The following is a 21,990-nucleotide window of genomic DNA, read 5'->3' on the forward strand; positions in this document are numbered from 1 at the left end:
TTCCTTTATCTTGTTTCTTTATTCTAGAATAACATAACTCGATGGTTTGTTCGCTTCACTTCCTGTTACTCATCTACATCAAATGTTGGTAAGGTGAAGGAAAATATTGTCCCTTTTCCAACATTGCTTTTTACATTTATTTCCCCTTTATGTTGCATAATAATCTCTTTTGTTATTGCTAGTCCAAGCCCATGGGTTGCTTGTCCATTTGCAGGTTTATTTGAATAAAAACGATCAAATATAAAAGGAAGATCCTCTCCAGTAATTCCTTTGCCATTGTCAATAACGTGAATAGTAACTTCATTAGGATTTGAAAACTCTAACCGAAGTTCAATCCTTGTTGGCTGCGCATGTTTCACAGCGTTAAACACTAAATTATTCATTACTTGCTCTAGGCGACTTATATCTGCTTCTACTAATGGGTAACGATCTTCAGGCTCATCCATACTCCATTTATAAATAATTTCTTCATACCGCATCTCAAAATCAAATTGTTTACACAAGTACTTAAATAACTGATCGACTGGAATAGCTTCAAATTGAAAAAGAAAATTACCAGATTCTAGCCGAGTCATATCAAATAAATCTTGAATTAGTTTATTTAAAGAAGTAAGGCGATCTTTCACCACATGCAAATAATGATGCTGTTTTTCTGGATCTTCAATTACTCCTTCTAATAAAGCCGTAACATGATTTCGAGCAATTAAAATCGGTGATCGTAAATCATGAGAAATATTCGCCAGTAATTGTCGACGTTGTTCCTTTGATAAAGCAAGGGATTGATTGGCTTGAATTAATTTTCCATTTACTTGATTTAACTGTATGGTTCTCTCTTTTACCTTATCTTCTAAGTCTTGATAGAAATAGGCATTTTCAATAGAGGTTGCTGTCTGAGATGCTAATAAAGTTAACAAGACAACTCGGTCCTTTGTAAAAGTATATGATGTCTTATTATTTTCTAAATAAAGGATTCCTGTAACATGTTGTTGAAAGACAATAGGAATACATAAGACAGATTTCACTTCATTATTCTTAATATAAGGATCGTTTACAAAATCTCCATCTTTATTTGCTTGACCTAATACAACAGTATCCTGACTTTGATGCACATAATGAATAATGGAAATTGGTAAATTATCCATGTTCTCGACTTTCTGCGTTTGTGGATACAACTTTAAGCCTTTCTCAGCATTATTGGAGGCTGCAAGTTCTAATTCTCCGTCAACCATAATCATTACATATACATCGACCGCACCCGCATATGTCATAATAATATTTAACAGCTTCGATATTAACTGATCGAAGTTTACTTCACGAGCAATCGTTGTCATGGATTCCATTACTGTTTCAACATCAATAAATTCATTTTCTAATGTAATATTTGTTACATTTTTTGTATAACGATCAGTAATATAATCAGAATGCATGGAATACAGCACATGAGCAATTCGCTCCGCTCCCCATTTTAAATAGCCATCATACGCTTCTGTCATATATGCTTTTGCTGGTGTATATAATTCTTCATCAATAAAGTATAATGCTGCATACTCATTAATAATGGCTGCATCTTGAAGAAATCCATGTTTTTCTGCGTACTGTAGCGCTTCATTATACATTTGAATTAAGCCGGCCTTTTGATTACTCATTCTTAAGAATTCTGCTTTAATTAATAAGTATTTATGTCGATAATTCTCAGGACAAAGCTTTGCCCATTCTTTCAACCTTTTTAGTTTCTTGTTTATTTTCCTTTTGGCAGCAGATAAGGTCATTGTATTTCTATCCACGAATTTCAATATCCATAAGCAATAATAAAAATAATATTCTGGTGTAGCAATAAGTGTTGGTAAGGCCTTTGACTTCTCTTCCAAAATTTCAATAATTTCCCGTGCCTTTTTTTCATTTAAAAACAAATATGTCATTTGTAATCGGAAGGTATAGTGAATGATAAGTGCAGCTTCATCCTCTGTAAATAAAGGAAATTCCCAAACTACTTCACTATCTCCTTTTGAGAGAATTTCAAGCCAATCCTGCATTTCCGATAGAAAGTCATTGGCTAATGTATATTTATATTGTTTCGCTAAGGAAAGTTGACGTTCGATTGTTTCTAATATCGTACGCAAATTTTCTCCTTTATAAAACATTACACAACCAATAAAAGCGCTACATGCTCCGGCTAAATGGAGGTTTCCAGCTTCAATATTTAGCTGCTGTGAACGTTCTAAATATTGTAAACTAAGTCTTAGCTGTGCCTTCCAATGATTAACAAAACTACCAAATACAAAATAGATTCTTCCTTTTAAGCTTGCGTCATTAAATTTCTCAACATGTTGCATCGCCAGTTGTGAAAATTGAAAGCTACCTTCATAATCATTGAATCCCGCACTTAAAGTTAATGCATAATTATTATATACGAGACAAGTAGTATCCATATCTCCATACTTTATTGTTAGTTGTAATGCCTTTAACATCAATAATGTTGCCATTTTGTGGTTAACATGATATGCAGAGCCATTCGTATTAATTAGTGTTTGCATCAACAGCTTTGGGTGCTCTGCTGTAGCAGCAGATAGCATCAATAATTTTTCAGGTGATTTCCTACCAATTGCTAGTTTTGTTTTCATAAATTCTTTTAGTAATACTGCATTTGATGGTGTTTGATTAATTTCTAAGCCTAATAACCGCAAGCCTTCCATTCCAGCCCTTACTGCATTTTTGACTTGATGTGTATGGGTGTACAGACGCACCTTCAAATTATAGACAGCTATCTTCTCTTTTAATTGTAAAGGGAAGGTTAGCATCTCATCTAAAATAGCTTCAGCTTCTGGAAATTTTTGATTTAAATAATGCACCTCTGCCAAACCAAAAACGATATTACATATTAATTCATAAGAAAAAGGATTCTGCCATACTGCTGTTGGTAAAAGCTCACGTGCTTTCTGATAATAAAGGAGAGCAGACATCGTTGCCCCTCTTTGTATGGCTGACTCACCAGCTTCTTTATTCATTTTAATTAATTCGATTTTTTCCTCTGTTGTTAAATAATCAGCAACAGAATTTAGATGTGAAACGATATCAAACAAGTATTGACTTTCAGATTCTGTATCTGCCGCTCTTAAATATCTACCAATCCTCAAATGATACTGCTCCCGCTTTTCCAAAGACATCATGTCGTAAAAAGCTTGCTGAACCTTATCATGTAAAAATAAATATTTTGGTGATTCCTGTTTTAGCAAAGGAAATATTTCATTAGGATAAACCCATTTATAATGTGCATCCTGCGGTAAAATAAGACCTTCTGTTAGTGCACACCAAAGCTGTTCTGATAATACAGAAGCATCTATTTCCACAATGGATGCCAGTGTATGATGTTCAAATTGATTTCCAAGACAAGCTGCAATTTGTAGGATTTCTATTGTTTCTTTTGGTAGTTTTTCTATCCGTTTCATGATGACTTGAATAATGGTATCCGTAAGATCTAAATCTGTTAGATGTTCAGGATACAATTGCCATTTCCCAACTTGACTATCAAAATCAATAATTTTCTCTTCTACAAAAGAAGTTAATAATTGTACGATAAACAACGGATTACCTTGTGTAATACGATAGATAATTTTAGCCAATGCTACTTTTTCTTCTTGTTCAATAGAAATGGTGTCACTTATCCATTGCAAAATATGATTAAGCTCTAATGGTTTCATATTTATTTCTACAATAGGTTTATGTTGATCTCTTAGTTCAGATAACATTAGTTCAAGTGGATGACCAACCATAACCTCCTGATCACGATAGGCACCAACAACCATAAAGTGCTCTGATTCATGATTCAAGATTATATGTTTAATTAAATCTAATGTGGCATAATCTGCCCACTGTAGATCATCAATAAAGAATACAAGCGGATGGTCCTTACTAGCGAAGATACTAATAAATTGACTTACTGCTTGTAAAAAACGAAAATGAATCCCTTCTACCGCAATAATTGGTACTACTGTTTGTTTTCCAACTAACCATTCTATTTCTGGAATCAAATCGGCAATAACGCTAATATAAACGGGAGACATCATTTGTTTGATTTTTTCTTTCCACTTAGATGTCGCTTCTTCTCCTTCAGCCATAATTTGTTTTAATAATGTTCGAAATGCCTGTACAATTGGAGCATATGGAATTCGATTTTGAAACTGAATAAACTTTCCTGAAATAAAATAACCTTTATGAATAATTATCGATTTTTCCAATTCACCGACCAACGCTGTTTTTCCTATACCAGAACGACCAGTAATAAGAGTAAGTCGTGAGCCTGTTTCTTTCGTTTTATAAAAATGATCTAATAATTGCTTGAGCTGATCATCCCTTCCGTATAATTTGTTTGTAGGATTAAACAAAACATACTGGTCCTTCTCTCCTAATGAGAAATCAGCTATTTCTCCTTCACGAGTTAACATTTGCATGCATTTCTCAAGATCCTCTTTTAATCCATAGGCACTTTGATAACGGTCTTCAGGAGATTTCTCAAGTAACTTCATAACAATATTAGAAACAGTCACTGGAATAGTTTTATCTATTTCATGTGGCGGTTTTGCTTCTAATGCTAAATGTGCATGGATCATGTCTACCACTTTATCAAATTTAAATGGAATTTCACCGACAAGAATTTCATATAAAATAACTCCTAGAGAATATAAATCAGAACGATTATCTAGTAAGCGATTCATTCTTCCAGATTGCTCTGGAGACCAGTAAATTGCATCATAAATTAAATTACGATAATAAACCGGTTGAACCATTTCTGATTGCAGCATTGTTGATTGATGTAAACCAGTAATTTTGATCTCCTTTTGATGCATATCCATTAAAATAAATTGCGGCTGTAAAAATTTATGAATAATAGATTCTTGGTGTACAGATGCTAATATACTTGCAAGCTTTGATGCAATATGAAGAAAGGTATGAAGATCAAGAACTAGATGCTTACGCTCATCTATCCATTGCCTTAATGTTTTTCCTGAAAAGTATTCTGTAACAGCCAGAACTTTATTCCCGTGTTTTTCTATTTTCGATGGCTGTAAAACAAAGCTAGGTGACAGACGACTACTCATATGAAAATCATGGATGGCTTCCGCAGCACATAATGCTAAATTTGTATTTTTCAATTGTTTTAATGTAACGATTTTATGATCATCTTTACCATAAACTTTATATAAATTCCATGAACGTTCATCGATAAGCTGTTCTAACACACGATAGCCTAAAATATCTTTCATTATCCTCATCTCCACTCAGCATCCCATTCATTAAATACCTAGCGAATCCATTTGCCTATGTTTAATATTGTTACTAGAGCCCCCTATTTGTTCTTTCCTTCTTGTGAAATCTCTTATTTCAAAGAGGAAAATTGATTATATATTATCCTACATTCTATTTCTAAGAAATTTGAATTAACTTTCTCTAATGAACAATCAGCGTTCTTATTAATGATAATATTAAGAATAATTAATCTAAACTTAATCACTAGCGTCGCATTAAAAAACAAAAGTATAAAGTAAAATACTGAATTTTCTTTAACTATATTTTTCCATAAAAAAATCCTTTATAATGGGGTTTGGTAGTAAACTATCCAAATCCAATATAAAGGACATACACATGGATAAGTTTACACGAAAAACATCATTTGAACAATGGTTTTCACCGATTTCGACTGAACTTTTTAATGAAATGGTTGGAAACTTTCAATTAGATTACTATACAAAGAAGCTTTATATGGCGCCATTCATGAAGTTACTGCTGTTTGCGCAACTTCATGGTACCGAAAGTTTACGGGCGTTAGCTGACGCTGTTTTTTCAGATGATCTTCAAAAAGCAGTTGGGTTTGAATCCATTAGCTTTTCACAATTAGGCAGAAGACTAAATGAAGTGCCTACTTCTTTTTTTGAAGCCATCTTCTTAAATCTAGTAGCGAAAATTCATGAAAAAACAGACTTTCAGCACAGAAGAAAAACGTCTACACCTTGGATGTTGATTGATTCTACCACATTACCTTTAAATTTAACGAATCACAGATGGGCTGAATTCCGAAAAACAAAGTCTGGCGTAAAGCTTCATCTGCGCCTTGTATTTATGGAAAAAGGCCTTTCTTATCCGGACAAAGCAGTCATGACGAACGCAATAGAACACGACCGTGGACAGTTAGAAGTATTTGTTGACGATAAAGAATGCATGTACGTTTTTGACCGTGGCTACTTGGATTACGAGCGTTTCGATCGCATGACAGATGACGGCTATTTCTTTGTATCACGTTTAAGGAAAAACGCTGTCGTTCGGGTAATTAAAACACTTGAAGTTCCATCAAACTCATCTATTTTATCAGATGAAATGGTCGTTCTCGGATCAACTCAAAACCGAACAGAACACGTTTTTCGTAAAATAAAAGTACTGGATGATAAAGGGAAAGAACTCACGTTAATTTCAAATCGGTTTGACATTAGCGCAGTTGAAATCGCCGATGTTTACAAGTCCAGATGGGCAATCGAACTCTTTTTCAAATGGATGAAACAACATCTCTCAATCAAAAAGTTCTACGGGCATAGCGAACAAGCAGTCCATAATCAAGTGTACGTAGCGATGATTGTCTATTGTTTAAACGTACTCGCGCAGCTAAGCACAAACAGCTCGCGGACTTATCTCCAAATCAGTCGTTATTTAAAAGCCGCAATTTGGAAATCTGCCCATATTTGGATTCGTAAAATCAAAGGAAAAGGTGTCCCGTAAAACTTTTTAATTTTTGTCGCACTCGTCTTTGGCTATAGTCAAAAAAATGGATGTTTACTACCTTTGTTTAGGTGCTTTCAATTTTTTCTTTAAAACCAGAAATGTAGTTCAGAACATTCTGCATTTATTTATGCGACGCTAGTGAAACTTAATCTAAACTTGATTTATTTTTTAACCTTCCTCTATATACTTTGAAGTAGTAACAAGTTAAAGGGGGAGAAATACAAATGAAAATAAAAACTAAAGATAAAAATAAAGTTTCCTATGATCCTGAATGGGTTGCTCTAATTATAGAAGCAAAAAAATTAGGTTTAAGCGCAAAAGAAATTCGACAGTTCATCAAATATCAACTTATGCATCAATAAACCCATTAAACTTGTATCCAATTCCACGAAATGTTTGAATATATTCAATGTCATTTCTGTTTTGTTCTAGTTTCTTTCGTAGATTACTAATATGGACAAGTACAGTACGATAATCGCCTAAGCTATCTTCACCCCACACCATGTCAAAAAGCTGCTCTACACTGTAAATGCGGTCAGGATTCTTCGCAAGGACACATAAGAGTTGGTATTCTTTCGCTGACAGCTTCACAGACTCTTCATCTAGTAGAACATCCGCACTTTCCAGCTTAATAATCAAACCAGGAAACATTAAATTATTTCCATTCTCTCTACTTGTTTTAAGACTAGTATTTTCTTGAGCTGGAAATGTCCGTGTTCTTCGTAAATGCGCCCGCACTTTGGCAACAATCACAGAAAAGCTTGTTGATTTTTCAATAAAATCATCCGCACCAATACTCAAGCCAATTATTTTATCCATATCTTCATTTTTAGAACTATAAAATAAAATAGGTACTTCTGTTTTCTTTCGTATATATTGACAAAGTTCAAAGCCATCTAAATGCGGCATCATTACATCTAGAATAATTAAATCAGGAATATCTTCATCAATTAATTGTAAAGCTTGATAACCGTTTGAGGAGGTAACGACTTGAAAATGATTCTTCTCTAAATATACTTGCAAAACGTCTCGTACATCAGCATCATCATCGATGATTAAGATTTTTTCATTAGCCATCTTTATCCCTCCTTCCTTATATAAAATATTGATTATCAATTATTATTAAGAAAATGTCCAGTTTTTGAATAGTTCGAGTATTCATTATATCGTTTTCCACCCTTATTTACCATGACTTTATTCCTGTTCATCTTAATCTTTCGGAATTATAAGTAAAGAATATATCGTGTAAGTTTTCTTTAAAACAATGAAGTGTTAAGCAAAGCACATAAAAAAATAGCATGCTAATTCTTTCTGAATAACCCATGCTATTTTCATATTCATGACGTCATTAAAACTATAATATGAAACAATCTATTGAATAATACATAAGTAAAGGATAGTAGAAATTGTGAAAAATCAGTTTCAGAATTCGAATATCGATATAAAAATAAGGATACGAAAGACTAGATGATTTCGTATCCTTATATATTGATTTACACGCTTGAAAAGAATTAATAGGAATAGCTTTAGTTCTTTCCTAATAATTTCTCCAGTACTGCTTGAACTTCATAACCTTCTTGGAAATCAATTAAGTGAGCTGGTTCTCCTTTAGCCGCCTTCACCAATTCATCTACCAGTAGCATTTTCGCTTCACGATCACGATGAGATAATACTTCCTCTTCCTGATCTAAAGAAGAGAATGTTAATGTTCCCCAGTTTAATAGAGATAATACTCCCTTCTCCCCATAAGCACGTAATGCAACATCTTCCTGCTTCGCAATATTACTTAGTCCATTTACTAAAATAGGTGTTCCATCCTCAAGCTCTAGACGAGCAATGATGCCAATCTCACAGTCTTCTTCATTATCTGGATAATCAATAAATGAATTTACATTCGTTACCTTCCCAAAAATTTGTTGGATAAATTGAAGATAATGTGGCATTACTTCACGAATGTATCCACCTTGCTCTCTTTTAGCAATCCATGGATTTTGTTGCCATGCCCTAGGCCATGTTGTAAAATGCATTTTAAAATCAATTCGTCTTAATTTGCCAATGATACCGCTGTTCAGCTTCTCTTCAAAGAGCTGTACAGGTGGTGTGTATGGCAATGGGAAATTCATTGCGGTCATTACTCCTGCTTCAGCAGCTTTTTCTGCCATATCTTTTGCTTCTTCATATGTATTTGCAAGCGGTTTTTCACATAAAATATTTTTCCCTGCTGCCATTACATCAAGTGCAATTCCATGATGGAACTTTGGTGGTACTGCTACATAAACCAATTCGACACGATCATCATGGATCAAATCCCTATGGTCTTCATATGAAGTCGCCTCTACATATGTCTCTCTAATTTCATTCATTCTGTTAACGCTTACATCACAAATCGCAACAATTTCTGTTTCTGGATGAGCGATAAATTGTTTAATTAATCTTTCTCCAACTGCTCCTAAACCAATAATACCTATGTTTAGTTTTCCCATTATTATCACCTTCAATAAATAGTATAATTAGTAATCCGAATAAATCATAACATATTTTCGAAAATTCTTCCTCTTTTGCCTACCTGAAAGTAGAGAAACTTTTTTAATAATCTAGTAGCATAATTCGGTTTCCATATAGCAATTAAAAATTAAAGCTATTTAAATGATTATTATTGATAGGTAAATTTTAAAATAATTAGACAATCGTCACATATTATTTATAATTATTACAAGAAAAAAGCCATTAAATTTACTATCAAATTCTGATTACTCATGTTATAATAATCATTATAAAGAAGTATAGATTATAATTTATGAGGAGTGAATGAATTGGAAGATAAGAAAAAGAAGTTAACTACAGTAGCAGGGGCTCCCGTGCCGAATAACCAAGATTCATTAACAGCAGGCCCAAGAGGTCCTATGCTCCTTCAAGATGTTTGGTTTTTAGAGAAATTGGCACATTTTGACCGTGAAGTAATTCCAGAGCGTCGTATGCATGCGAAGGGTTCAGGTGCTTATGGAACATTTACCGTTACACATGATATTACACAATATACATCTGCAAAGATTTTCTCTGAAATAGGAAAGCAAACAGATATGTTTGTTCGTTTTTCTACAGTAGCTGGTGAGCGTGGAGCAGCCGATGCTGAGCGCGATATTCGCGGATTTTCTATGCGTTTCTACACAGAACAAGGAAATTGGGACCTTGTTGGAAATAATACGCCTGTATTTTTCTTTAGAGATCCATTAAAATTCCCTGATCTTAACCATGCAGTAAAACGTGATCCACGTACTAATATGCGTAGCGCTAATAATAACTGGGATTTTTGGTCTTCTCTTCCTGAGGCATTGCATCAAGTAACCATTGTAATGAGTGACCGTGGTATTCCAAAATCTTATCGTACGATGCATGGATTCGGAAGCCATACCTTCAGTATGATTAATGCAAAAAATGAGCGTGTTTGGGTTAAATTCCATCTTCGTTCACAACAAGGCATTGAGAACTTAACAGATCAAGAAGCTGAAGATGTTGTAGGTAAAGATCGTGAAAGTCATCAAAAGGATTTATATGAAGCAATTGAAAATGAAAATTATCCGAAATGGAAAATGTACATTCAAGTAATGACAGAAGAAGAAGCAAATAACATGCCTTACAATCCATTTGACTTAACAAAAGTTTGGTATAAAGGTGACTTCCCACTTATCGAAGTTGGAGAATTTGAACTTAATCGTAATCCAGAAAACTACTTTGCAGAAGTAGAACAAGCAGCATTTACACCTGCAAACGTAGTTCCAGGAATTGGCTTCTCTCCTGATAAAATGTTACAGGGACGTCTATTCTCATATGGAGATGCACAGCGCTATCGTTTAGGTGTAAACCATCACCAAATTCCAGTGAACCAACCGAAATGCCCTGTACATAGCTTCCATCGTGATGGAGCAATGCGTGTAGATGGGAATATGGGAAGCACACTTCACTATGAGCCAAACTCTTATGGTGAATGGCAAGAACAGCCAGATCATAGTGAACCAGCATTAGATTTGTATGGAAATGCCGATCGTTGGAATTTCCGGGAAGATGATAACCTTTATTATGAACAACCTGGTAAGTTATTCAACCTAATGAGTGACGATCAAAAAGAATATTTATTCGGTAACACTGCTCGCAATATGGCAGATGCAGAAAAACATATTCAAATTCGTCATATTATTAATTGCTATAAAGCTGACCCAGCATATGGTCAAGGTGTTGCAAAAGCGGCAAATATTGCTTGGGAAGAAGTCGAAGCAGCATTAGATACAGAAAATGCGTAAGAAATTTAAGCCTTTCACAGAAACCAGCTTTTGCTGATTTTCTGTGAAAGGCTTTTTTAAAGAGAAAAAATCGTCCTTTCTAAAATAGAGTACTCTATTTTAGAAATAAGACGATTTTTTATTTTATAATTAAAGAACTGCCTCTAATTGAGTTAATAGGGAAATAACTTCCTCGGAAGCTTCTGATAAACGTTGGAAGCTTTGTTCAGCTTCTACCATATTTCCAGCCTGATATTCACGTACTGCTCGAGCAGCATATTCATGAACAGACTTGTGCGGTCCTTCTAGCTGCTGGAAAATAGCATTACTTCTTAATTTCTCCGATTTCACACTATAGTACCAGTTTCCTAGTCTACAATTTTCATAAGATCCAGCTTGTTTAATGCCGATTGTTTCTAACCCTAATAGCATATTATAAACTTTCCACTTCCATAATAAATGGTCTGTTTTCGTTATACGAATAATATCTTTTTCCGATAGTTTAACATTTGTCGAAAATACTTGATTCCGATGCCCCTCCATTTGCTTACTTAAATCAAAAATAATTTCGGCTGTGTCTAATGCTAGTTTTTGTGAACTATTTGTTTGTTCAAATATTTTCGAGTTACGTTGCGCAATCTCCTCTACTGCAGAAGTTTGCTCTTCTGACATAGCTGCAATTTGTGATGTGGATTGATTTATATTTTGCATCGCTGAAACGATTTTATTTAATGCCTCATCAGCTATTTGAGCATCTGATACGCTTTTAGCAATTAACTTTTCTGTATTTTCCATTTGATTCGTAACGATACCAGACACATTTTGTAAAGAGGACATGTTTGAAATAATCTGCATCGTTTGATCTTTTGTATGCTCAGCAAGCTTGCGCACTTCATTTGCCACAACAGAGAATCCGCGGCCGTGCTCTCCTGCCCGTGCTGCTTCAATGCTCGCATTTAAAGCTAATAAATTTGTTTGATCTGTAATATCCTGAATAACTTCTACAATATGCTGTGTTTGATCAATTTCCTGATTCAATTCCTCAACATGTGTTACTACTTGGCGATAGACTTCACCAACTTCTTCTATCTTCCCAAGTGTGCTATTCACAATTTTCCTGCTATCTTCTGCTGATTGTACAGCAGCATCTGTTTCCTCAGCAACACGTACTGCGTAATTAGCTACTTCAAAAATAGATGCATTCATTTCCTCTGTCGCGCTGGATACACTATGACTTTCTTCATTCATCGAGTTCATCTCTGAAATTAGTTGTTTGGATGTATCTAATTGTGTCGTATAATCTAATGTTTTAGAAATTCCAAATAGGAATGATTTGAATGTCTCTTCCATATATACTTCTACAATAAGCTGCTGATCAAATGCCATTAATTTCTGCATCGATAAAACACATTGCATCATTTGATCTGGATTCTTATACATTTTCTCCATAATAATGGTCGTTAGTAAATGCATTAATAAATGATGTGCAGAAATAAAATGCTCTGCAGTTAAATTAATGCGGCTATGTACTTGTCCAATCATAATACGATTTCGAATATAATCCCGATCTACATTTGCATCTAGTAGCCGTTGTACGTATTGTTCCATTGTCCCTTGTAGACGATCTAATGTAGAGTTCTCAATAATCATCTGATGTAAATGTTTATCTGATGTAATTTGACTATAAAGTTCACTTACAGCCTCTTTCTTATAAGGGAGTAAAAATTCTGAAGCTTGTTTTACATCTACTAATGTTTGTTCTGAGATTCCTAAATATGCGAGACGCTGTTTTACACGTTCTCCAACATCCTTAACATCCGTATCTCCTGTCCGCTCAATATATTCATTCCAAGTTTTTGGCTTTTTAAATAATATTTTCATCATCATCACCTGCTATTTCCTATATTTAAAAGAAAGTCTAACTAAACGAAGCTAAATATTGTTCAAACTTTTCTACGGATAATGGCTTGCTAAAGAAATATCCTTGGCCATTTGTACATTGCTTATTTTTTAAGAAATCCCGCTGTTCTTCCGTTTCAATTCCCTCAGCGATTATCACAATTTCTAAGTTTTTTGCTAACGAAATAATTGCTGATACAATTGCTTGACTCTCTTCATTCTTATCTATGTCTTGAATAAATGAAGCATCAATTTTTAAAATATCTATTGGTAAATTTTTAATATAACTAAACGAACTGTATCCTGTTCCAAAATCATCTATGGAAATATGTACACCTAGGTTACGGATTTCTTGTAATGTAGAGAAAACCTCATTATTATCTACTAATACGCTTTCCGTAATTTCTAGTTCTAACTTTTGTGGATCAAAATCATGCTCTTCTAAAATTTGCTTTAGCTTTCTTAAAAAATGATGGTCTGATAATTGCTTCCCGGATAGGTTTACAGAAACAATTAGCTGTTCAAATCCATTTGCATGCCATTTTTTGGTCTGTTCACATGCAGTCCTCAATACCCATTCCCCGATACTGATAATTAGTCCGGTTTCTTCTGCTAAGGGGATAAATTTATTTGGAGGGATTTTCCCTAATTCTGGATGGTCCCACCGTACCAATGCTTCCATCCCCATCACTATATCATGTGTCAAATCAATTTTTGGTTGGAAATCAATATAAAATTGTCCTGTTGCTACCGCTTTTTTTAATTCATTTTCTAGCAATGTTCTCTCTAATGATTTTTGTTCCATTTTTTCATTAAAAAATGCATACGTTCCTTTTTCTTGCTTTTTCACCTCGTATAAAGCTGTATCCGCTTTTGCTAGCATAGCATCAATAGTCTTTCCATGTTGAGGATACAAAGCTATCCCTGTACTAAATGAAATATTATATTCTCTATCTCCAACAATGATTAATTCTTCAAAGTCCTGTTGAATTTTTTTCACCAGGTTCTCTACTTCAGATGCACTGGCTATATTGCCAAGTAGCATGGTAAATTCATCCCCACCAAAGCGCGCTATTAGATCGGTAGGCCGCAATGATTTTTGAATCCTGCTTGCTACCTCTCTTAAAACTCTATCCCCTTGCTCATGTCCCCATGTATCATTAATATTCTTGAATTGATCCATATCTAAGAATAATACAGCAAACATCGAATCTTTTATTTCTGCAATTTCGATTTCTTCTCTAATTTGTTTCATAAAAAAGCGGCGATTCGGTAATTCCGTTAAAGCATCATGATATGCAAGATGTTCAATAATTCTTTCTGACTTCTTTCGTTCTGTAATATCACGCATCACCAGCAGGCGATGTTGCTCTTCACTATTGTCAATGGATAATGCATGAACTTTCGTTTCTACATCAATATATGTATTATTTTTTGTCATTAATTTAAACTCAAGTAATCTAGACCCTGTATCAGGTATCGAATCCTTAATGCTTTGAGCTATATAGATACGATCTTTATCCTCGATCCATTCAGATATTTTTTTCTCTGAAATTTCTTCTGGTGTATATCCTATTATCATTTCATGTGATGGGGATACATATTGGAATACTCCTTCTCGATCTACAACAGAAATAAGATCTGTAGAGTTTTCTGTAATAAGTCGATACATTTCTTCACTTCGTTTAAGTGCTTTTTCCATTTGTTTTCGATGGGTAATGTCATTGCGTATCGAAATATATTGATACGGTTTTCCACGCTCATTTAAAAATGGAACAATAGTTGTATCTACCCAATAAATTTCACCATCTTTTGCTCGATTACATATTTCACCATGCCAGACATTCCCTGTCCCAATCGTTCTCCACATATCCTTGAAAAAAGCATGTGAATGATGCCCAGAATTAATGATTCGATGATTTTTCCCAATTAATTCTTCCGGCTCATATTTTGAAATTTTTAAGAATAGTTCGTTCACATGTAAAATCGTTCCTCTTGAATTTGTTATTGCTACAATAGATGATTGGTCTAAGGCGAAGTTAATATCTTGTAAATTCTGTACAACATGTCGTTGTTGCATCACTTTCGCTAAATCCAAGCTGTCACCTTGAATTCCCGAAATATTTTCTTGTTTTTTGTCTTGGCTATGATCCATCTGTGTTTTCTCCTTACGAAAAATAACCGATCTATTTCCAAAGATCGGTCATTTTTACTCTTAAAACGAATAAGTACTAAAGTATCACAACTTTTTAGCATTTGTATACTTTTTAACATTTTCATTTTATTTTGAGTACTTTTGACTACTACTATTATAAAGGTTTATAACATTTTCGTCTATTTAATTTCGTCAATTGTCACAGAGTCCTCAATCTTTTATTTTACTTTATCAACCTGGAATATGACGTACTGTACCTGAATCATCTTTTTTATAAAAATCACGTGTAATAGAGAAAGCATCAATATTAATTTTAGGAGTCTTTCTTTGAGCAACCTGAGCCATCATATCACCTATGGCAGGTGATAGTGTAAATCCATGACCACTAAAGCCAGCTGCAATATAATAGCCGTCTACTTCTGGAACCGCGCCTAGGATTGGAATATCATCTACACAATGTGCTTCTGCACCATAGTATGTAAAATCAACTTCATAATCTTTAGCCGCTGGAATAATCTTTAATACCGTATTTCGTTGGTCAAGTAAATCTGCTTCATTATAACGACCTGTATATTGATCCGGCCCTGGTAATGTCGTATAACCACCACCGGCTCTTAAACGGCCATCAATCGTTTGTTTCAAAGAAATCTTCATTCCAATAGCTCCAATTGTTGGTCCAGGTAATAAGGATAATGGAGCAGCATACGTTGCAGACATTTGATGACGATATGGTTTTAATTGCGGCAAGGAAAGCCCAACTGTTTCATGTAATGTTGGTGACCAAGCACCAGCAGCATTTATAACTGTATCACAAGGAATAAACCCTTCATTTGTCTGTACACCTGTAATCTTTCCTTTATCTGTCTCAATAGAAAGTACTTCTACCCCTGTTCTTAATTCAGCTCCTAAACGACGAGATTTATTCGTGTAAGCAACTGTAGCCATTAAACCATTTCCTTGTCCACCTGCTGGATAGTAAATAGCTCGAGGGATTTCATCCGAAATATTTGGTGTTATTTCTTTTATCTCTTTTCCTTCTAAAATTTTCGCCTCAATTCCTTTTGCTTCATCTGCTTTTTGCCGCTTGATTAACTCATCCAGTTCATAGCGCTCATCAAATAAATAAAGCTGTCCACCTGGAATATACTCTACATTTGCTTCCAACTCTTCTTCTAATGTTTTCCAGCGATTAATACTCTCTTTTGCCAGCTCTAATTCTCGTACATCCCGATTATTTAACCGAATTCCTCCTGCAGTAGCTCTTGACGCTGCACCTTGATTGGCAACGCTTCCTTTTTCAAGCTGTAAAACGTCCACCCCATCACGAGCTAAATGATATGTGATAGATGAACCAATAATTCCTCCACCAACAACAATTACATCTGCCATTTTTATCACCTCAAAATATATTTTAACTCTTCCTCATCTTAGAAAGAATTTCACACAACCACTTTAAACTAATCTTCCTGCAGGCGTTCCTTAAACTCTTCCATTGCACTATAGCCTTGTTGATTTAAATACCAGTTATTAGCTGCTGCTTCTATTAATCCAGCAACATCTCGCCCTGGCTGTAACTGTATTTCAATATATGGGACCTTAACTCCCATATATTCTGAGTATTTTGGCTCGAGTTCCAGTTCGTTGTAAAGCTTCTTATCTTCCCATTTGGTTAATTCAATATCAAGCGCAATACGTGTTTCTTCTTGAAAAGCATTACGACCATACAATCGAACTACATTCATCAACCCGATACTACGTAATGCAAGGAATTCTTTATTATTCTCATTATGTGTTCCAAGTAAAGTTTGTGGCCCTAGCTTTTTTAATACAACCATATCATCTGCTACCAACCGATGTCCTTTACCAATTAATGTGTGTGCGGTCTCACTTTTCCCTACACCGGATTTCCCACGAAGTAAAATTCCTATCCCAGAAACATTCACACAAACTCCATGCATGATTTTCTCTTCTGCAAGTGATTTAGCCATATAGACATCTAATTTCGCAATAAATGAAGCTGTTGATTCTTTTGTAACAAGAAGCGGAATGTTCTCTTCCTCACAATATTTATTCAAATAGGTTAAGTCTGTTTGATCATCTGTCACGATAAAACATGGCGGATGATAATTAACAATATTACCAATACGCTTTTTACGTTCAGCATCTGATAGCTTATGTAAATAAGTTATCTCTTTTCTACCAAGAATTTGTACCCGGTTCATTGGGAAAAAGTCAAAATAACCAACAAACTCTAACCCTGGACGATGTGCTTTGGCCTGTGTTATCTTGCGATCTAATTCTTTTTCTCCAGTTAATATATTTAAATTAAATTTTTTTACTAATTGTTCTACAGTAATCGATTTTTCGTCCATTTTTATCTCCATTCTATTAAAAAATTAACCTAATGTTTGTTTCAAATATACCCTATTTATATACTTAATCATAGGTGAACAAAAAACCTCTTTCCATTCGAAATGTTTTGACTTTTCTAGAAAAATGCTCACCTCTAACATAGTATTAAATCATTGTTATTTCAATATTTTTGACTATTTTTTTATGAAATAAGTCAACTGTACTACGTCAAAGGTTGATATAATAATTCCTAGGACTTAACATATGTTGAACTCCCCCCACTTATCGGCCCCACTGTCTGATGGAAGTGGGAGATTCTTGGGAACAGAGTGTACTTGTTGACCTATTTCTTTGTCAACAGCGGTTTCTCTTATGAACCAAGCTATCCCCGTAGTTCCTACGGTTCTATAATTCCATTTAAGCGGAGTTTAAGATCCTTAAGCCTTCAGCTAAGATGTTTTTACTGGCATTGATATCTCTGTCATGCTGTGCATGACAAACAGGACAAGTCCATTTTCTAATTTCAAGCGTTTTCTTGCCAGCTAGCTGTCCACAAGCGGAACAGATCTGACTAGACGGAAACCATCTTCTTATTTTTACGATGGTTTTACCGTACCATTTCGCTTTGTATTCTAATTTCGATACAAAAGCAGACCATGATACATCAGCGATTGATTTTGCTAACTTGTGATTACGTAACATTCCTTTGGTATTCAAGTCTTCGATACAGACAATATCGTGGTTTTTGATGATTTCTGTACTTAACTTGTTAAGGAAATCGTCACGTTGGTTCATTACTCTTTCGTGTAATTTAGCAACTTTACGTTTTTGCTTTTGATAGTTTTTGGCATCAAGTAGATTCATGCCATTTTTCTTCGCCTGTAATGCACGTCTGGAAAGCTTTCGCTGTTCACGTTTTAGTTTCTTTTCCATTTTTGATGTGAACTTATGATTGTCTATCTTACGACCATCGGAAAGGATAGCAAAGTCCGTGATGCCTAAGTCAATACCGATAGATGCATCCGTCTTCTCCAATAATTGCACATGCGTTTCGGCTAGAATGGATACAAAATATTTGCCACTAGGATTTCGTCTAACCGTAGCACGAAGGATACGACCATATACTTCACGGCTTTTGGCAAAGCGAACAAGACCAAGTTTCGGTAACTTGATTCGATTATCTATAATAGCAATGTTATGATTTGTTTCTTTCGTTGTGTAGGATTGTACGTCATTCTTTTTAGACTTGAAGCGTGGTGCTTTATTTTGTTTCTTGAAAAATCGTGTATATGCATCAGCAAGATTTTTAAGGGAAGATTGAAGGGCAATACTATCCACTTCTTTGAGCCATATTAATTCTTTTTTCAATTTGGTTAATTCAGCAGAACAAGCATGATAAGTTAAGCCTTTGCCTGTTTCTTTGTATGTTTCGTTCCATTGCTTTAAAAAGTGATTGAATACGAAACGACTGCATCCGATTGTTTTAGCAAGTAGAATTTCCTGTTTTTTGGTAGGATAGATACGGAATTTGTATGCTTTGTTGACTAACATGACCTCACCTCACATATTGAGAATGTATGTTCCCATTATATCGAAAAGTAGGTATTTTGTCGATAAACAACCAACATGCATCTTCCACTTATTCACTGAGCTATTGCCTTCTCGTTCTTTGAAGTGGGAGTCTTTTGGTCGAAACATGATAAAATAAAGTAAAACTTCAATTAAGTATCTTTATCATTTTATAATTTACTGTGCATTAGATTTCTTTAATGCATAACAAAGCAAAATATTTCATCATATAGGAAAGAGGTAGTTATAAATGCTGGCAGAAGTCTCGAAAGAAAACAACCACTATCTAGCAACATTCAAAAGAGATATTTCCCATCAAATAGAAGATGTATGGGGTTATCTAACTGAAAACAATAAGCTTAAACAATGGTTTCCCGAATTGACAATAGAAGATTTATCAACGAATGGAAAAATCACATTCGATATGCAGGATGGAACTTTTAAAATAATGACAATCACAGATTTCAAAGAAAAATCTATTCTAGCATTTACATGGGCAGAGGATCATGTAAATTTCGAACTCTTACCTAAGCAAGGTGGTTGTCAGCTTATTTTAAAAGAAACAATTTTTCAATTAACAGATCACACTCCAAAGGATCTTGCAGGCTGGCATGTATGCCTTGATGTGATTTTATCTCTTTTAGATCATAAATCCATTGATCGAAAAGAAAAATGGAAAGAATTATACACAGCCTATCAACAGTTACTTATAACAAATTAACCTAGCTCTTCAGCTTTTAAAATGTTCACCTACGAACGAAAAGCGTAGAGCGCCCTTACAGGCTAAAAGCGTGACGTCACGAGCACAACATCCTGCACTAGCACGTCCTGTGCGTCGTAAAAACGTAGAGATTGGAGTGGCACAACCGAGATAAAGGAAACATGCCCATTTAGGGGTATCCGACGTTAGGCTTTAGCCTGGTTTTAGTCGGGCTTCCTTATAAAACAGAACCGATGCTGACTTATTGTAAGGTTGCGACGTGAAATCTTTTAGTTTTTGGCGTTCGGAGCTAGACAGAGCTGACTCCGAATAGGAACCAACCTTGGGAAAATTTTATACTTTCCGATGCACTAAATGAAAATCCAAAACATCTCTATGCTTGGATTTTCATTTAGTTAAACTTATGCAATACTTGAACCCTCACAAAGTCCTAATTGCTTTAGGCGTAAAAGCACCTTCAAAAACAAATTCTTCTTCATATAAGCAATCCATGCGCCAGCAACAAATCTTTCTTCACGAATGATTTTCGTTAAAATAGCTTTTAGTAATGGCTCATCAGCTACTTCAACCTTCTCTTCCATACCTTCTACTGAATGAATTTGATGTGCTTCTAATGTATGTGTATATGAAAAGTCAATAAATTCCACTTCATAACAAGCTTTAGCAAAGTTCATCATTTCACGAGAATAGGAAATATAATAAGGCGTACTCTCCCTTACATAGGATAATTGCTCTATGTCTTCTACATCCTTTTCCTTTGTTCTTTCCTCAAAATAATCTAAATAACTGCATAATTTTTGATACTGTCCCATTTAATCACCTTCATAAATCTCATCTGATATTTTTAATACACTGACTTATCCGCTTTCGTACCACCGAAATGTATTCTTAAATTATTATGCAATAAACAAAAATTTACTCGCTGAACGAAAAGCGCAAGTCGTGCCCTTACAGGCTAAAAACGCGACGTCACGAGCACAACATCCTGCACTAGTACGTTCTATACGTCGAAATCGGAGCTAGACATGGCTATCTCTGTATAAGAATAAATTTGTGCAAATTTTTTATATTTTCTTATCTCTTAAAAAAATTGTCGAAAGAATAACTCCTCCGACAATCTCTACCCATATTATATAGTTCTTTAAACTTATTTATTACATATTCTTTCCTATTTAGCTAGATAAACTAACAATTATAGTAGGAACAGTATATCTGATCTCCATTTTCCCGGCTTCTTCTTTCACTTTAGGCCTATTATGGAAATCTTAAAGAAAATTTGACAAACTAGGCTTATTAACATCGCGCTATACTTGCTAGATTTCCACACAATCAATAAAGATTATACAAAATCTCCAGCATATTGCAACCTATCACAACTGCTCACGCTTTTTTGACAAATTCGGATTTGAGTTTCATCGGTCCGATACCTGGAATTTTACAGTCAATATCATGATCTCCGTCTACCAGACGAATACCTTTCACTTTCGTTCCAATCTTTACAACAGATGAACTACCCTTGACCTTTAAATCTTTAATTACTGTAACAGTATCTCCATCCTGCAAAATATTTCCATTTGCATCATGAATTACTTTCTCCTCTAAATCGTCCTCGCTATCAGCTTCAGACCATTCATGTCCGCATTCAGGACATACGAATAAACCTCTATCTTCGTATGTATATTCTGAAAAGCACCTAGGACAGTCAGGTTCGTGTTGCATATATCATGCTCCTATTCTTTAAATGTTTTTATATTAAATTTCACTTTAAAAGCTTATTTAGATATTAGAAATATAGCTCAAATAATTTATTAGGAATGAGAGCTTTTATCCAATCAAGCTATATTTCTATTATATTTTACAGATTCCCTATTACAAAGTACTATTTTTTAAGTTTATCCATGCATGTCGAACATTACAATTTTTGCTTCTGTATCCCCAGGATTAGAAGAGCGATGTGGAACATCGTCTGGAATAATAAATGCATCTCCAGCAGTCCATTCTACAACATCTTCTCCTACTTCCATTTTGTATGTACCCTCAATAACATAAATCGAGTGACCTTTATAACATACATGATCCCCTTCGTGGCCTGGTGGGAATGTAATGACACGCATTCTTGTAGCATCATTCTGCAACCATCTGGAAACCGCTCCATTTGCTGCTTTATCAGGTGTAGATACTGCATTTTTCTTGCTAACAATAAAAGATTCAATCATGTGCAATCCTCCTAAGAAAAATATATTTAGTTA

15 protein-coding genes are annotated in these 21,990 nt (G+C 34.7%); 4 read left to right on the forward strand and 11 right to left on the reverse strand.

All coding sequences use genetic code 11. The features are described 5' to 3' along the window. Positions 1 to 65: 65 nt before the first annotated feature. Positions 66 to 5,261 carry an AAA family ATPase gene (locus AB4Y30_RS13530; protein ID WP_368652747.1) on the reverse strand — a complete coding sequence of 1,732 codons (5,196 nt, stop codon included), beginning with the start codon at positions 5,259 to 5,261 and terminating at the stop codon, positions 66 to 68. Between the two features lie 379 nt (positions 5,262 to 5,640). On the opposite strand from AB4Y30_RS13530, the gene AB4Y30_RS13535 reads away from it, so the two are divergent. Further along, positions 5,641 to 6,765, forward strand: a complete 1,125-nt coding sequence (locus AB4Y30_RS13535) for an IS4 family transposase (protein ID WP_368652633.1) — start codon at positions 5,641 to 5,643, stop codon at positions 6,763 to 6,765. Positions 6,766 to 6,992: 227 nt separating this feature from the next. Continuing rightward, the gene (locus AB4Y30_RS13540) at positions 6,993 to 7,130 is read left to right on the forward strand and encodes an anti-repressor SinI family protein (protein ID WP_368652748.1); all 138 of its coding nucleotides are present in this window, start codon (positions 6,993 to 6,995) and stop codon (positions 7,128 to 7,130) included. Here the strand turns inward: AB4Y30_RS13540 and AB4Y30_RS13545 are convergent. Further along, positions 7,117 to 7,845 carry a response regulator transcription factor gene (locus AB4Y30_RS13545; protein WP_368652749.1) on the reverse strand — a complete coding sequence of 243 codons (729 nt, stop codon included), beginning with the start codon at positions 7,843 to 7,845 and terminating at the stop codon, positions 7,117 to 7,119. The genes AB4Y30_RS13540 and AB4Y30_RS13545 overlap by 14 nt on opposite strands. A gap of 449 nt (positions 7,846 to 8,294) precedes the next feature. Next, on the reverse strand, positions 8,295 to 9,251 hold the full coding sequence (locus AB4Y30_RS13550; protein ID WP_368652750.1) for a Gfo/Idh/MocA family protein: 957 nt from the start codon (positions 9,249 to 9,251) through the stop codon (positions 8,295 to 8,297). A 330-nt stretch (positions 9,252 to 9,581) separates the two neighbouring features. Between AB4Y30_RS13550 and AB4Y30_RS13555 the strand changes: the two genes are divergently transcribed. Continuing rightward, positions 9,582 to 11,066, forward strand: coding sequence for a catalase (locus AB4Y30_RS13555; protein WP_368652751.1), 1,485 nt, complete (start codon positions 9,582 to 9,584; stop codon positions 11,064 to 11,066). Between the two features lie 129 nt (positions 11,067 to 11,195). Here the strand turns inward: AB4Y30_RS13555 and AB4Y30_RS13560 are convergent, their stop codons facing one another. From AB4Y30_RS13560 to tnpB, 5 genes are all read right to left on the reverse strand, one after another. Further along, positions 11,196 to 12,926, reverse strand: coding sequence for a methyl-accepting chemotaxis protein (locus AB4Y30_RS13560; RefSeq protein ID WP_368652752.1), 1,731 nt, complete (start codon positions 12,924 to 12,926; stop codon positions 11,196 to 11,198). A 37-nt stretch (positions 12,927 to 12,963) separates the two neighbouring features. Then, positions 12,964 to 15,099 carry an EAL domain-containing protein gene (locus AB4Y30_RS13565; RefSeq protein WP_368652753.1) on the reverse strand — a complete coding sequence of 712 codons (2,136 nt, stop codon included), beginning with the start codon at positions 15,097 to 15,099 and terminating at the stop codon, positions 12,964 to 12,966. A gap of 231 nt (positions 15,100 to 15,330) precedes the next feature. After that, entirely contained in the window at positions 15,331 to 16,488 is a 1,158-nt protein-coding gene (locus AB4Y30_RS13570) for an NAD(P)/FAD-dependent oxidoreductase (RefSeq protein WP_368652754.1), read from the reverse strand. A gap of 68 nt (positions 16,489 to 16,556) precedes the next feature. Beyond that, a complete protein-coding gene (hprK, locus tag AB4Y30_RS13575) occupies positions 16,557 to 17,471 on the reverse strand; it encodes an HPr(Ser) kinase/phosphatase (RefSeq protein ID WP_368652755.1) in 915 nt (304 codons plus the stop codon). A gap of 397 nt (positions 17,472 to 17,868) precedes the next feature. After that, positions 17,869 to 19,002: an IS200/IS605 family element RNA-guided endonuclease TnpB gene (gene tnpB / locus AB4Y30_RS13580; protein WP_368652756.1), complete on the reverse strand. Its 1,134-nt coding sequence runs from the start codon at positions 19,000 to 19,002 to the stop codon at positions 17,869 to 17,871. A 268-nt stretch (positions 19,003 to 19,270) separates the two neighbouring features. Here tnpB and AB4Y30_RS13585 point away from each other — a divergent pair, with 268 nt between their 5' ends. Next, positions 19,271 to 19,741 (forward strand): SRPBCC family protein, encoded by a 471-nt coding sequence (locus AB4Y30_RS13585; RefSeq protein WP_368652757.1) that lies wholly within the window; start codon positions 19,271 to 19,273, stop codon positions 19,739 to 19,741. Positions 19,742 to 20,142: 401 nt separating this feature from the next. Here AB4Y30_RS13585 and AB4Y30_RS13590 read toward each other — a convergent pair whose 3' ends face one another. The 3 genes from AB4Y30_RS13590 to AB4Y30_RS13600 all read right to left on the reverse strand — a co-directional run bounded on the left by AB4Y30_RS13590 (position 20,143) and on the right by AB4Y30_RS13600 (position 21,957). After that, a complete protein-coding gene (locus tag AB4Y30_RS13590; protein WP_368652758.1) occupies positions 20,143 to 20,553 on the reverse strand; it encodes a DUF6508 domain-containing protein in 411 nt (136 codons plus the stop codon). Positions 20,554 to 21,121: 568 nt separating this feature from the next. After that, entirely contained in the window at positions 21,122 to 21,460 is a 339-nt protein-coding gene (locus AB4Y30_RS13595) for a zinc ribbon domain-containing protein YjdM (RefSeq protein ID WP_368652759.1), read from the reverse strand. Positions 21,461 to 21,633: 173 nt separating this feature from the next. Then, positions 21,634 to 21,957, reverse strand: coding sequence for a cupin domain-containing protein (locus tag AB4Y30_RS13600; RefSeq protein WP_368652760.1), 324 nt, complete (start codon positions 21,955 to 21,957; stop codon positions 21,634 to 21,636). Positions 21,958 to 21,990 lie beyond the last annotated feature (33 nt).

The organism is Ornithinibacillus sp. 4-3, from assembly GCF_040958695.1.
GTDB lineage: Bacteria > Bacillota > Bacilli > Bacillales > Amphibacillaceae > CALAMD01.